This window comes from Buttiauxella sp. A111, from assembly GCF_014189855.1.
In the GTDB taxonomy this organism is placed as follows: Bacteria; Pseudomonadota; Gammaproteobacteria; order Enterobacterales; family Enterobacteriaceae; genus Buttiauxella; species Buttiauxella selenatireducens.
The window spans coordinates 1,227,267-1,240,696 of sequence record NZ_BJFN01000001.1 but is presented as its reverse complement, the minus strand read 5'-3'; the positions used below and the strand labels follow the sequence as shown (position 1 = coordinate 1,240,696).

The following is a 13,430-nucleotide window of genomic DNA, read 5'->3' as shown; positions in this document are numbered from 1 at the left end:
TTTTAATATTGTTAATGCTTAATTAAGCGTTTTCTTTCAGCCAGTTAACCACGATGTCGTGATGGTTGCTGGTTTTGAAATCATCAAACACTTTCTCGACTTTCCCTTCGCCATCTAGCAGGAAGCTAATGCGATGGATGCCATCGTAAGTTTTACCCATAAACGATTTCTCGCCCCACACCCCGAATTGTTCACAGACCTGATGGTCTTCATCAGAAAGCAGGGTGAAGTTAAGTAACTCTTTTTCGGCAAAACGTGAAAGTTTCTCCGGTTTGTCGGTGCTAATACCCAGCACTTCCACACCTTTCTTTTTCAACTCATCCATGTTGTCACGCAAACCGCACGCTTGTACGGTACAGCCTGGTGTCATCGCTTTAGGATAGAAATAAACCAGAACGCGCTGTCCCTGGAAGTCGGTTAAATTTATTTGCTCGCCGTCTTGATCGGGCAAGCTAAATTTCGGTGCGATGTCACCGGCTTTCAGTGGGCTCATTACAACTCTCCGTCTTAATCATCTTGCTGTGGATAATTCACAACGTTAATACTGCCCTGTGCTTTGAGTTCTGTACAGAGGGCCTTGAACGCATCTTCGATCCTGCTCGCATCTTCAGAGGCAGGACTGTGCGCCGTAATTTGAATATACAGCTGTGGAGGCTGGCCATCCTGAGCGGGTTGAGTGCGAGAACTCAGTTCGGCAATATTCATATGGTGAACATCAAACAGGTTAGTGAAGCGTTCGATTAAGTGAGGAGAATCGGTCACTTCGACTTGCACCCAGACTGTCGCGGGCATCGCCGGGCGCTCTTGTGCGGCCGTTCGCTTCATGACAATGAGCAAATCCAGCTCGGCCCCTTTTAGTGGCAGGGTCGATTCAATCAGGGTAATCGCATTCCAACTGCCCGACAGCAGCATAATAAACGTGAACTCTTCACCGAGCATAGCAAGGCGACTGTCTTCAATATTACAGCCGCAACTGCTCACATGACGGGTGATGGTATTAACAATACCAGGTCTATCCGCCCCAAGGGCCGTAATGACCAAATAGTGGTGTGGTGAGGGAGTCAAACGTATTCTTCCTGTGAATCGGTGAGATATCATAAGGAAAGCATAAAAAAAACTTGCGTACAACCGTGTAGCGTCACCTGGTGACTTGCTTTTGATCCTGCACCAAACGTACCATTGAGACACTTGTAAGCACAGAGGATGGCCAATGTTCACTGGAAGTATTGTCGCGCTTGTGACGCCGATGGATGAGAAAGGTAATGTCTGCCGGTCAAGCCTGAAAAAACTGATTGATTACCATGTTGCCAGCGGGACTTCGGCGATTGTTTCGGTAGGGACTACCGGTGAGTCTGCTACGTTGAGCCATGACGAGCACGGTGATGTGGTTCTGATGACGCTGGAACTGGCCGATGGCCGTATTCCGGTTATCGCAGGGACTGGCGCAAATGCCACCTCTGAAGCTATTTCCCTGACTAAGCGTTTTGAAAATAGCGGTGTCGTAGGCTGCCTGACGGTAACACCTTACTACAACCGTCCCACTCAGGAAGGGCTGTTCCAGCACTTTACCGCTATCGCGGGAAGCACCGACCTGCCGCAGATGCTGTACAATGTACCTTCGCGTACCGGTTGTGACATGCTGCCTGAAACCGTAGGCCGCCTGGCGAAAATTAAAAATATTATTGGTATCAAAGAAGCCACCGGGAACTTAACCCGAGTAAACCAGATCAAAGAGCTGGTTGAAGATGACTTCATCCTGGTTAGCGGTGACGATGCGAGTGCGCTTGATTTCATGCAATTGGGTGGCCACGGTGTGATTTCTGTGACGGCAAACGTAGCCGCGCGTGAAATGGCAGAAGTGTGTAAACTGGCCGCCAATGGGCAATTTGCGCAAGCGCGCGTTATTAACGAACGTTTGATGCCGCTGCACAATAAATTATTTGTTGAACCCAACCCTATCCCAGTCAAATGGGCATGCAGGGAGTTGGGACTTGTGGCAACCGATACCTTACGCCTGCCAATGACACCGCTGACTGAAGCCAGTCGTCCGGTGATTATTAGCGCGCTCAAGCATGCCGGTTTGCTGTAAAGTTTAGGGAGATTTGATGGCTTACTCAGTACAGAAGTCGATGGTGGCGAAAGTTGCAGTGGTGACGCTCGCCATGCTGTTGGCAGCATGCAGCACTGACCAGCGTTACAAGCGCCAGGTTAGCGGTGACGAATCCTATCTGGATGCAGCACCCCTCGCGGAAATCCACTCACCAGCGGGGATGATCCTGCCGGTGCAGAATGGTCAATATAATGTTCCGGTCACCAACGGCAGCGGCGCAGTAGGCAAAGAGCTGGATATCCGTCCGCCTGCTCAACCTCTGGCATTGGTCAGTGGTGCGCGTACTCAGTTTACTGGGGATACCGCCACACTGATGGTCGAAAATTCGCGTAGTTCAACGCTGTGGCCACAAGTTGTCAGTGTTCTTCAGGCAAAAAACTACGGCATTGATAAACGTGATGACGCGAGCCAGACTCTGTCCACTGAGTGGGTAGAATGGAACCGTGCTGATGAAGATCAACAGTACCGTGGGCGCTATCAAGTCAGTGTGAAACCGCAGGGCTATCAACAAGCCGTGGTGGTTAAACTGCTGAATCTGGAACAGGCTGGTAAGCCGGTTTCTGACGCTGCCTCCTTACAGCGTTATAGCGCAGAAATGCTGAACAGCATCAGTGCAGGTCTGGATAAAACTCAGACCGACCAGCAGAACGCGAAAGACAACCGCGCAGCGACACAACTTGATGTTCAAAGTGCCGCTGACGACACTGGCTTACCAATGCTGGTGGTGCGTGGTCCGTACAACGTTGTCTGGGGCCGTTTACCTGCAACGCTTGAGAAAGTCGGTATGAAAGTCACTGACTCCACGCGTTCAACCGGTAGCATGGCTGTGACCTACAAACCATTGTCTGATAGCGAATGGCAAGCTTTAGGGGCGAAAGACCCGGGTCTGTCCAGTGGCGACTACAAACTGCAAGTGGGCGACCTCGATAACCGCAGCAGTCTGCAGTTCATCGATCCAAAAGGTCACACGCTGACGCAGTCCCAGAACGACGCCCTGGTAGCTGCATTCCAGTCGGCTTTCAGCAAGTAAGTTTTAGAGGCCAGAGCAATCTGGCCTTTTTTCTGATAGGCTACGCAAACGTGTGCGTAGCCACAAATAGCGGAATTTTTAGTTAAATCACACCTGGAGTAAGAAAGATGCAAAAGCAAGCTGAGTTGTATCGTGGCAAAGCGAAGACCGTATACAGCACGGAAAACCCGGATCTGTTGGTGCTCGAATTCCGCAATGATACGTCAGCAGGGGACGGTGCACGCATCGAACAGTTCGACCGCAAAGGCATGGTGAACAATAAGTTTAACCATTTCATTATGGCCAAACTGGAAGAAGCTGGCATTCCTACGCAAATGGAAGCGCTGCTCTCCGACAACGAAGTGCTGGTGAAGAAACTCGATATGGTGCCGGTTGAGTGTGTTATCCGCAACCGCGCGGCGGGTTCGTTGGTTAAACGCCTTGGCATCGAAGAAGGCATTGAACTGAATCCACCGCTGTTTGATTTGTTCCTGAAAAATGATGAGATGCATGACCCGATGGTCAATGAATCTTATTGTGAAACTTTTGGCTGGGTGAGCAAAGAGAATCTGGCTCGTATGCGTGAGCTGAGCTACAAAGCTAACGATGTGCTGAGCAAGCTGTTTGATGACGCGGGCCTGATCCTTGTCGATTTCAAGCTGGAGTTCGGTTTGTTCAAGGGCGAAGTCGTGCTGGGTGATGAGTTTTCCCCTGACGGTAGCCGCCTGTGGGACAAAGCAACGCTCAACAAGATGGACAAAGACCGTTTCCGCCAAAGCCTGGGAGGACTCATTGAAGCCTATGAAGAAGTTGCCCATCGTCTTGGCGTTAAATTAGACTAAATTCCCGCGCAATTCTTTTTAAAGCCGGATGTGTTTACACATTCGGCTTTTTCACGTCTTGTTTCTTATGGTAATCCTGCAATTAACCACCTACGATCTACCTATTACAAGTTGTGAATTTTGAGGTTGATTATGCGCTGGCAAGGTCGTCGCGAAAGCGACAATGTAGAAGACAGAAGAAGTAACTCTTCAGGTCCTGGCTTAGGTGGAGGCGGTGGTGGATTCCGTTTACCTGGCGGTAAAGGCGGGATCATCATTCTAATTGTCGTCGTCGTAGCGGGTTATTACGGCGTCGATCTGACTTCAATGCTCACTGGCGAGCCACCCGTTCACCAGCAATCCACTCAGCGATCCATTAGCCCGAATGATGATGAAGCCGCTAAATTTACCTCGGTGATTCTGGCAACGACAGAAGATACCTGGGGGCAGATTTTCCAGAAGATGGGCCGGACATATCAGCAGCCAAAACTGGTGATGTATCGTGGGGCGACACGAACAGGGTGTGGTACCGGTCAGTCAGTAATGGGGCCGTTCTACTGCTCGGCTGACAGCACGGTATATATCGATCTCTCCTTCTACGATGAAATGAAAAGCAAACTGGGCGCAGAAGGTGATTTCGCTCAGGGCTATGTTATCGCTCATGAAGTGGGACATCACGTGCAGAAGTTATTGGGGATCGAACCGAAAGTCCGTCAACTCCAGCAAGGTGCAAGCCAGGCTGAAGGAAATCGTCTATCGGTAAAAATGGAATTACAGGCAGACTGCTTTGCGGGCGTCTGGGGCAACAGCATGCAGAAACAAGAGGTGCTGGATGTCGGAGATTTACAAGAAGCGCTGAATGCTGCTGAAGCGATTGGTGACGATCGTCTGCAACAACAAGGGCAAGGACGTGTGGTTCCTGACAGCTTTACCCACGGGACTTCCGAACAGCGTTACACCTGGTTCAAACGTGGTTTTGATAGCGGTGATCCTGCTCAGTGCAATACCTTTGGTAACTCTGTCAAATAACGAGATGTGACAAGGATTAACGCCATGGAACAGCTTAGGCAAGCCACTGCCAGTATGGCTGATGCGGGTATTCGCCGCATGATGATACTGGCCGGTGAGAGCGCCTGGTGCAGCCAGCAGGTTCAGTCTCTCGCCCGGCTATTGCCCGGCGACTGGCTTTGGGTCGGCGCAGCACCCGAATTGCCGCTTCACTGCGCAACTTCAGCGATGCGTACTTTGCTGGGGCGTGAATTTCAGCATGCCGTATTTGACGCAAGAAACGGGCTGGATGCCGAAGCGCTGGCGGCACTGGCCGGTACACTCAAAGCCGGAAGCTGGCTAGTGCTGCTTGCGCCTGCATGGGACACCTGGCCACAACAGCCCGATTCCGACTCGGGTCGCTGGAGCGAGCAGTCTGAAGCTATTCCCACACCTCACTTTATCGCTCACCTGCAACACTGTATCCGCGCTGATAGCGAATGTGTGCTCTGGCAACAGCATCAGCCGCTGCAACTCCCTGATTTTCGCCAGCGCATGCAGTGGCATATGGCTAGCGGTGCACCTTTCGATGAACAGGCTGCTATTCTTGATGCCCTTCTCTCAATGCCAGAAGGGGTTGCGGCAGTCACTGCGCCAAGAGGGCGAGGGAAATCTGCCCTGGCGGGTATGCTACTGTGCCGGATCGCGGGTACGGGACTGGTGACTGCACCCGCCAAAGCGGCAACGGATGTGCTCGCAGATCATGCCGGAGATTATTTCAATTTCGTCGCTCCCGATGCGCTGCTTACCAACCCTGAGGCATATCGGGCTGACTGGCTAATCATTGATGAAGCGGCAGCCATTCCGGCGCCTCAGTTGCGCAGATTAATCTCCCATTTTCCTCGTGTGTTGCTGACCACCACGGTTCAGGGCTACGAAGGAACCGGAAGGGGGTTTATCCTCAAGTTTTGTGCAAGTCTCAACACATTGACGCGCTATACCCTGTCTACGCCAATCCGTTGGGCGATCAATGATCCACTGGAAAAGTTAATCGACACTGTTTTGCTGTTTGATGAACCAGACATCACAGCCGTAGCGCAAGGCGCGATTACCCTTCAGGTCATTGAACGCATTCGCGAAGCGCAACCCTCGTCTCAACTACAGCAAATGTATCGCTTGTTGTCAGGTGCGCACTACCGTACTTCGCCGTTGGACTGGCGTCGGATGCTGGATGCCCCAGGTCAGCATTTCATTGCCGCTACCTGCGGGGCAGAAACGATTGGTGCCAGCTGGTTGGTGGAAGAGGGCGGGCTTTGTGAAAATCTGAGCCGCGCAGTGTGGGCAGGATTCCGCCGTCCGCGCGGTAATTTAGTGGCACAATCGCTGGCGGCACATGGTGGCAGTCCCTTAGCCGCAACGCTTAAAGGTTTACGCGTCAGCCGCATTGCGGTGCATCCGTTGCGCCAGCGTCAGCAAATCGGCCAGCAAATCATTGCCAGAGTGAAAACTTATGCACAGCAGACGGCTGATTACCTTTCAGTAAGTTTTGGTTTTACCGACGAACTTTGGCGTTTTTGGGAAAGTTGTGGCTTTGTGCTGGTACGTGTAGGCAGCCATCGTGAGGCCAGCAGCGGGTGCTATACCGCAATGGCGTTACTGCCGCTCACGCCGCTTGGGGAAGCGCTCTCTCTTCATGAACAATCTCGATTACAGCGCGATATTGTCTGGCTGCAACCATGGATTGACCAACCATTGCCTGTTTTAGGCGGTGAAGACGCTAAGCTAAACAGTGATGACTGGCTGGAGCTGGCAGGTTTTGCATTTGGGCATCGCCCGCTGGAAGCCTGTTTAGGTTCCCTGAATCGCTTACTACTCACCAGCGATCTACCGCTGAATGCGCTGCGCGGGCGCGTGCAACAACACCTGAGCGTAGAAACAGTTTGCCAACAGTGGCACATTTCCGGGCGCAAAGCGCTTCTGAACGTCATGCGCCAGGAAGCCCAGAAGGCACTGGAAAAATGCGATGAGCAGCAGTGCAATGCGCTGAAAAACGCGATTATGCAATTGCAATTTTTCCACTAAGTCGTTCAGTCAAATGGCATGGTCATCATGGGGTGTCAGCGTATAGTTAACGCCAGAAACGTAAGGAGAAAACCATGAAACACGACCACTTTGTTGTTCAGAGTCCCGCAACACCGGCAAAACAACTCTTGTTGTTCTTTCATGGTGTTGGCGATAACCCCGTAGCAATGGGTGAAATTGGTAGCTGGTTTGCGCCACATTTTCCTGATGCGCTGGTGGTCAGCATCGGTGGCCCGGCGCCCAGCGGTCCGTATCAAGGTCGGGAGTGGTTTTCGGTTGCTGGCGTGACGGAAGACAATCGCCAGCAGCGAGTCGATGCCATCATGCCAACGTTTATCGACGTGGTGCGTTACTGGCAGAAACACAGCGGTGTCGCGGCTAATGCCACTGCACTGATTGGCTTCTCGCAAGGGGCGATTATGGCGCTTGAAGGTGTGAAAGCTGAGCCGCAGTTAGCCTCGCGCGTGATTGCCTTTAATGGTCGCTACGCAAAGCTTCCAGAAAGCGCATCAACCTCAACGACCATCCATTTGATTCATGGCGATGTTGACGGGGTGATTGATGTGAAGCACGCCTTTGATGCGTCCGAAACGTTAACGCAACTCGGTGGGGATGTGACGCTGGATGTGATTGACGATTTAGGCCATGCCATCGATGACCGCAGCATCAAGATTGCGTTGGATCATCTGCGCTACACCGTGCCAAAGCACTATTTCGATGAAGCACTAAGCGGCGGTAAACCCAACGACAAGGGTATCGTCGAATTTATGTGAGACATAAAATGTCGCATTAAAAAAGCCACTCTTGGGAGTGGCTTTTTGCATAATTATGGCTTTTTCTTCGGGAAATCGTCTTCGTCATCCCACTTATGGTTGAAATCACGATGCGGGGGAAGATCGGGTTTGTTCGCCATATATTTTTTCGGATCGATGCGCTTCAAATCCTTAATAACATTCAGGAAAATACCAAGCAGCAGTACCAGTACAATAATCCACCAGTAGTGTGATAGCCATTCCATATGCTTAACCTCTTAGTTCTCGCAGCTGTCAGGCGACAAGCTGCTCCATAATGCGTTGATACATACGTGCAAGAAGTTGCAGGTCTGCGGCGTTAACACACTCATTAATTTTATGAATGGTCGCGTTCACTGGCCCCAATTCCACGACTTGCGCCCCCATGCGAGCGATAAAGCGCCCATCGGACGTGCCACCCGTGGTCAACAGTTGCGGTCTAATTTCATTATAGTGCTCAACGGCATTCACCACCGCATCGACCAGCTTTCCGCGTGAGGTCAGGAACGGTTGGCCTGACAGCCACCAGTCGAGGGTATAGCGCAGTTGATGCTTATCGAGCAGAGCTATCACGCGCTGTTTAATATCGTCGTCAGTCAGTTCGGTGCTGAAACGGAAGTTAAATTGCACATACAAATCGCCAGGAATGACATTGTTGCTGCCCGTTCCTGCCTGAACGTTTGCAATTTGCATACTGGTCGCAGGGAAAAACTCGTTCCCTTTGTCCCACTCAATAGTGACCAGCTCGTTCAGCATCGGAGCTGCGCGGTGCACTGGGTTATCGGCCAGATGCGGATAGGCAACGTGGCCCTGCACACCATGCACGGTGAGATTGCAGGTCAACGAACCACGGCGACCATTTTTCACCACATCGCCAACCACTTCAGTACTGGAAGGCTCGCCGACCAGGCAATAATCAAGGCGTTCATTACGCGCCATCAACGTTTCGACCACTTTCACCGTGCCATTTTTGGCACTGGCTTCTTCATCAGAAGTGATGAGAAACGCGAGACGGCCTTTGTGACGCGGGTTCTGTGCAACAAAACGTTCTGCCGCAACCACCATGGCTGCCAGAGAACCTTTCATATCAGCGGCACCACGGCCAAACAGCATGCCATCGCGGATAGTGGGTTCAAACGGTGGGTTAATCCAGCGGTCGGCATCGCCTGAAGGCACGACGTCGGTATGGCCAGCAAACGCCAGCGTTTCGCCTTTTCCTCTCCATGCCCAGAAATTTTGTGTGTCGCCAAAATCCATGTGCTCAATAGTAAAACCAATGGCACGCAGTCGCTCAATCATTAGCGCCTGGCAACCCGCGTCGTCTGGGCTCAGGGAAGGGCGGCGGATAAGCTGTTGCGTCAGCTCAATAACCGGGCAAGACATAGGACTATACCTCGTTGATAAACTGCTGATAGTTCGATTCATTGAAACCCAGCAGCATAGGCTGACCGGGCGCGTAGAGCAATGGGCGTTTGATGATTGCAGGCATTGAAAGCATCAGTTCCGCCGCAGTCTGCGCGTCAGTAATGGTCGCACGATGGGCCTCGTCGAGTTTACGCCATGTTGTTCCACGGGTATTAAGCAGTGCTTCCCAACCTAACGCTGCAATAAAACTATTCAATAATTCGGCATCCAGCCCGTCGACGCGATAATCATGAAATTGATAATCTACACCTTGAGCCTCTAGCCAACGGCGTGCTTTCTTGATGGTGTCGCAGTTTTTAATACCGTAGAGAATTATCACGGAGTCAATCCTTTTCTTTAAATGTGATTACTTATGCAGATATTTAGAATAAATAAAATGATAAAAAAGTCGCAAGGAAAAATATAGCCTAATTGCTAGTCTGAAAGTGAGGTAATAGTATTTCTTTTTTCCAGGGTGATTGCTTTATACCCGTCATACTTCAAGCTGCTTATGCGTTGGCTGCTCTTGCTCACTCCAGTCACTTACTTGAGTAAGCTCCTGGGGATTTTCAAGTTTGCCGCCTTTTAGCAACTCGAATTATTTTGGGTATAGCCAAGAGAAGTTACACCATTTCTGAACTCTTGATTGCTGCGACAAGTCAGATTTTTCGTGGCCTACAGGGTAAAATCCGAAAACAGGCGATTCATATTGTTTCACGTGCGTCGTCACATTTTAAATTACCTGCTGAGCTGATAATTCATGCAATACGCAGTCGACTCTCAATATTAGTTGAAAGCCAGTGAATCGATAAAATTTGGTCGCTTCACTCCAGGGAAGGGATTACGTATAATAAAGCAATTATAAGAGAGGCGGTTATGATCGAACACGAAGTAGGAAACTGGAAAGATTTCATCGAAGATATGCTTCGTAAATGAAATAAACAGCAAGAACATGATGTTCTTATTCTCAATACTCTTTGAGCCATACAAAAAGCGACCCAGTTAGGTCGCTTTTTTGTTATTTAGTTTTCAGAATGTTCTTTAAGCGGGAAACGTCGTCGCACCAGCACGAAGAACAATGGCACGAAGAATATTGCCAGCACCGTGGCTGAAATCATTCCGCCCATTACCCCTGTTCCCACCGCATGCTGGCTACCGGAGCCTGCGCCGCTGCTGGTGGCCATCGGTAACACGCCAAAGATAAATGCCAGTGACGTCATGAGTATCGGGCGTAATCGCTGGCGGCAGGCATCAAGCGTTGCAGCAACCAGTTCGCGGCCCTGGGCATTCATATCGTTGGCAAACTCAACAATCAGAATGGCGTTTTTGGCCGAAAGCCCAATAACCGTCAACAGCCCCACCTGGAAATAAACGTCGTTTTCAAGGCCTCGCATCCACGTGGCTAACAGCGCTCCAATCACCCCGAGCGGCACCACTAACATCACCGAGAACGGTACAGACCAGCTTTCATACAGGGCCGCCAGACACAAGAACACGACTAATAACGAGATAGCGTAGAGTGCCGGCGCTTGGGTCCCAGAAATCCGCTCCTGATAAGACATTCCCGTCCACTCAAGGCCAAAACCGGACGGGAGCTTCTCCACCAGCGTTTCCATGATTTGCATAGCGGTGCCAGTACTGACGCCCGGTGCTGCTTCACCCACAATCTCCAGTGACGAATAACCGTTATAGCGTTCAAGACGTGGCGAGCCGGTTTCCCAATGTGAACTGGCAAATGCCGAGAAGGGCACCATACCGCCGTCTTTATTGCGCACATACCACTGGTTAATGTCTTCCGGCAGCATGCGATATTCCGCTCCCGCCTGCACATACACCTTTTTGACGCGTCCGCGATCCATAAAGTCGTTCACGTAACTTGAGCCCCAGGCCGTTTGCAACGTGTTATTGATATCATCAATGGTTACGCCCAGCGCCTGGGCTTTACGCTGATCGATATCGATCTGCATTTGTGGGCTGTCATCCAGACCGTTATGTCGAACGCGGGTCAACAATTTATCGTTGCCTGCCATTTCGAGCAGCTGATCGCGCGCCTGCATGAGCGCATTGTGACCAGCACCTGCGTGATCTTGTAATTCCATATCAAAGCCTGCAGCGTTACCTAAACCGCTGATGGCAGGTGGGCTGCTGGCGATAATGCGGGCTTCTTTGATGTCACGGAAGGCTTTAGTCGCCCGTTCGATAATCGCAAATGAACTGGCCGTTTTCGGGTCACGCAAATCCCAGTCTTTCAGACGCACGAACATACGAGCGACGTTTTGCCCGTTTCCGCCAGGCCCGGCACCAATAGTTGAGAACACCGAGAGCACGTTATCTTTCTCTTTCGTCAGATAATATTGCTCGATCTTCTCAACCACTTTGGTGGTTTGTTGCTGCGTAGAACCACTCGGTAACTGTATGGACGTGGTAAATACACCCTGATCTTCTAACGGCAGGAAGGAGGTGGGTAAGCGCAGGAACAGGAAAACCATGCCGCCAATCAGCAGAACGTAAATCAGAATCCAACGCAGACTGTGCGCCAGAATTTTTCCAACTCGAGTTTCATAGCGTTCCGCATTGCGATTAAACATGCGGTTGAACCAACCGAAGAAACCTTTCTGACCGTGGTGTTCACCTTTATGCAAAGGCTTGAGTAGTGTGGCGCATAAGGCGGGGGTCAGGATCATCGCCACCAAAACCGACAGCACCATGGCGGAAACGATAGTTATCGAGAACTGGCGGTAAATGGCGCCGGTTGTACCGCCAAAGAATGCCATAGGCACGAAGACCGCAGAGAGCACCATCGCAATCCCAACCAGTGCCCCCTGAATTTGCCCCATCGATTTTCGCGTCGCTTCTTTGGGCGATAGCCCTTCCTCGCTCATGATGCGCTCGACGTTTTCCACCACCACGATGGCATCATCCACCAACAGGCCGATGGCCAAAACCATGGCAAACATCGTTAGCGTGTTGATGCTGTAGCCAAACGCATAGAGCACAGAGAAGGTGCCTAACAACACCACCGGCACGGCGATAGTTGGAATTAATGTCGCTCTGAAATTCTGTAAGAACAGATACATCACGAGGAACACCAACAGAATGGCTTCCAGCAGCGTTTGCACCACATCTTTAATCGAGGCTTTCACAAATGGCGTGGTTTCATACGCGATTTTCGCTTCCAGACCGTGGGGGAAAAATTCCGACAGTTCTTCAATTTTGGCGCGGGCGAGTTTGTCGGTTTCCATCTCGTTTGCGCCGGACGCAAGCTTAATCCCCAGCCCGGACGCAGGTTGGCCGTTAAAGCGGCTCAGGAAATCATATTTCTCCGCACCGAGTTCGACGTCAGCAACATCGCCGAGTGACACAAGCGAGCCATCCTGATTAACGCGAAGCGTAATATCTTTAAATTGTTGCGGAGTTTGCAGTAACGACTGGGAGTTAATCGTCGCGTTGAGCGCCTGCATGTCAACCGAAGGTGTGCCGCCAAGCTGCCCCACGGCAATTTGCGCATTTTGCGATTTAATCGCATCGACCACATCTTCCGTGGTCATCTGGTAACTGGTGAGTTTGGTCGGGTTTAGCCAGATACGCATTGAATATTGCGAGCCATATGCATCCACGTCACCGACGCCGTTAAGACGACTGATTGGGTCCTGAATATTACTGGCGACATAATCCGCGATATCTTGTTTATCCATGCTGCCATCGGTGGACACGAAGGCGACCATCAAGATATTGGTATCGCCGGTTTTCCTGACGGTTACACCCTGGGTTTGCACAGCCTGCGGCAATTTACGCAAAGCAGACTGCAACTGGTTTTGCACCTGCTGAACAGCTGAATCGGGGTCAGTGCCCGCTTTAAAACTGAGCGTGATGGTGGCCTGGCCTGCACTGCTACTCTGGGAGGACATATACATCATGTTGTCCAGCCCGGTCATATTCTGCTCAATGACCTGCGTAACCGTGTTTTCCAGAGTTTGTGCCGATGCACCAGGATAGTTCGCCGTGATACGCACGTTTGGCGGTGCGAGATCGGGATACTGCTCGACGGGAAGTGAAAAAATGGCGAGCAAACCAGTGAGGCACAAAATAATGGCCAACACCCAGGCAAAAATGGGGCGATTGATAAAGAAATTCGCCATTCAGTCAGGACCTCGTTAGTACTTCAGATTGTGATTATGAGTATCAGTCGTCACTGTAGCCTTTACCGCAGGTCCAAACGTGGAGAA

13 protein-coding genes are annotated in these 13,430 nt (G+C 51.1%); 7 read left to right on the top strand and 6 right to left on the bottom strand.

Annotation, left to right across the window (positions count from 1 at the left end; translation table 11 throughout):
• Window positions 1-22: 22 nt before the first annotated feature.
• Window positions 23-493, bottom strand: a complete 471-nt coding sequence (gene bcp / locus BSPA111_RS05650; RefSeq protein ID WP_064544511.1) for a thioredoxin-dependent thiol peroxidase — start codon at window positions 491-493, stop codon at window positions 23-25.
• A gap of 14 nt (window positions 494-507) precedes the next feature.
• Window positions 508-1,065, bottom strand: a complete 558-nt coding sequence (locus BSPA111_RS05645) for a glycine cleavage system transcriptional repressor (protein ID WP_221200557.1) — start codon at window positions 1,063-1,065, stop codon at window positions 508-510.
• 145 nt (window positions 1,066-1,210) lie between these two features.
• Here BSPA111_RS05645 and dapA point away from each other — a divergent pair, with 145 nt between their 5' ends.
• The 6 genes from dapA (at window position 1,211) to ypfH (ending at window position 7,782) form a co-directional block, all read left to right on the top strand.
• Entirely contained in the window at window positions 1,211-2,089 is an 879-nt protein-coding gene (dapA, locus tag BSPA111_RS05640) for a 4-hydroxy-tetrahydrodipicolinate synthase (RefSeq protein WP_183270163.1), read from the top strand.
• A gap of 16 nt (window positions 2,090-2,105) precedes the next feature.
• The gene (gene bamC, locus BSPA111_RS05635) at window positions 2,106-3,140 is read left to right on the top strand and encodes an outer membrane protein assembly factor BamC (RefSeq protein ID WP_183270162.1); all 1,035 of its coding nucleotides are present in this window, start codon (window positions 2,106-2,108) and stop codon (window positions 3,138-3,140) included.
• Between the two features lie 107 nt (window positions 3,141-3,247).
• A complete protein-coding gene (gene purC / locus BSPA111_RS05630; RefSeq protein ID WP_183270161.1) occupies window positions 3,248-3,961 on the top strand; it encodes a phosphoribosylaminoimidazolesuccinocarboxamide synthase in 714 nt (237 codons plus the stop codon).
• A 132-nt stretch (window positions 3,962-4,093) separates the two neighbouring features.
• On the top strand, window positions 4,094-4,969 hold the full coding sequence (locus BSPA111_RS05625) for a neutral zinc metallopeptidase (protein WP_183270160.1): 876 nt from the start codon (window positions 4,094-4,096) through the stop codon (window positions 4,967-4,969).
• A gap of 15 nt (window positions 4,970-4,984) precedes the next feature.
• Window positions 4,985-7,009, top strand: a complete 2,025-nt coding sequence (locus tag BSPA111_RS05620; RefSeq protein WP_373925627.1) for a tRNA(Met) cytidine acetyltransferase TmcA — start codon at window positions 4,985-4,987, stop codon at window positions 7,007-7,009.
• Window positions 7,010-7,083: 74 nt separating this feature from the next.
• A complete protein-coding gene (gene ypfH / locus BSPA111_RS05615) occupies window positions 7,084-7,782 on the top strand; it encodes an esterase (RefSeq protein WP_183270158.1) in 699 nt (232 codons plus the stop codon).
• A gap of 53 nt (window positions 7,783-7,835) precedes the next feature.
• Here ypfH and BSPA111_RS05610 read toward each other — a convergent pair whose 3' ends face one another.
• The 3 genes from BSPA111_RS05610 to BSPA111_RS05600 are packed head-to-tail and all read right to left on the bottom strand — an operon-like array spanning window position 7,836 to window position 9,544.
• On the bottom strand, window positions 7,836-8,027 hold the full coding sequence (locus tag BSPA111_RS05610) for a YpfN family protein (protein ID WP_183270157.1): 192 nt from the start codon (window positions 8,025-8,027) through the stop codon (window positions 7,836-7,838).
• Window positions 8,028-8,055: 28 nt separating this feature from the next.
• The gene (gene dapE / locus BSPA111_RS05605; protein WP_183270156.1) at window positions 8,056-9,183 is read right to left on the bottom strand and encodes a succinyl-diaminopimelate desuccinylase; all 1,128 of its coding nucleotides are present in this window, start codon (window positions 9,181-9,183) and stop codon (window positions 8,056-8,058) included.
• Between the two features lie 4 nt (window positions 9,184-9,187).
• Window positions 9,188-9,544 carry an ArsC family reductase gene (locus tag BSPA111_RS05600; protein WP_183270155.1) on the bottom strand — a complete coding sequence of 119 codons (357 nt, stop codon included), beginning with the start codon at window positions 9,542-9,544 and terminating at the stop codon, window positions 9,188-9,190.
• A gap of 536 nt (window positions 9,545-10,080) precedes the next feature.
• Here BSPA111_RS05600 and ypfM point away from each other — a divergent pair.
• Complete coding sequence (gene ypfM, locus BSPA111_RS05595) at window positions 10,081-10,140, top strand: protein YpfM (protein ID WP_154159664.1); 60 nt, start codon at window positions 10,081-10,083, stop codon at window positions 10,138-10,140.
• 86 nt (window positions 10,141-10,226) lie between these two features.
• Here ypfM and acrD read toward each other — a convergent pair whose 3' ends face one another.
• Window positions 10,227-13,343: a multidrug efflux RND transporter permease AcrD gene (gene acrD, locus BSPA111_RS05590; protein ID WP_183270154.1), complete on the bottom strand. Its 3,117-nt coding sequence runs from the start codon at window positions 13,341-13,343 to the stop codon at window positions 10,227-10,229.
• Between the last annotated feature and the right edge of the window lie 87 nt (window positions 13,344-13,430).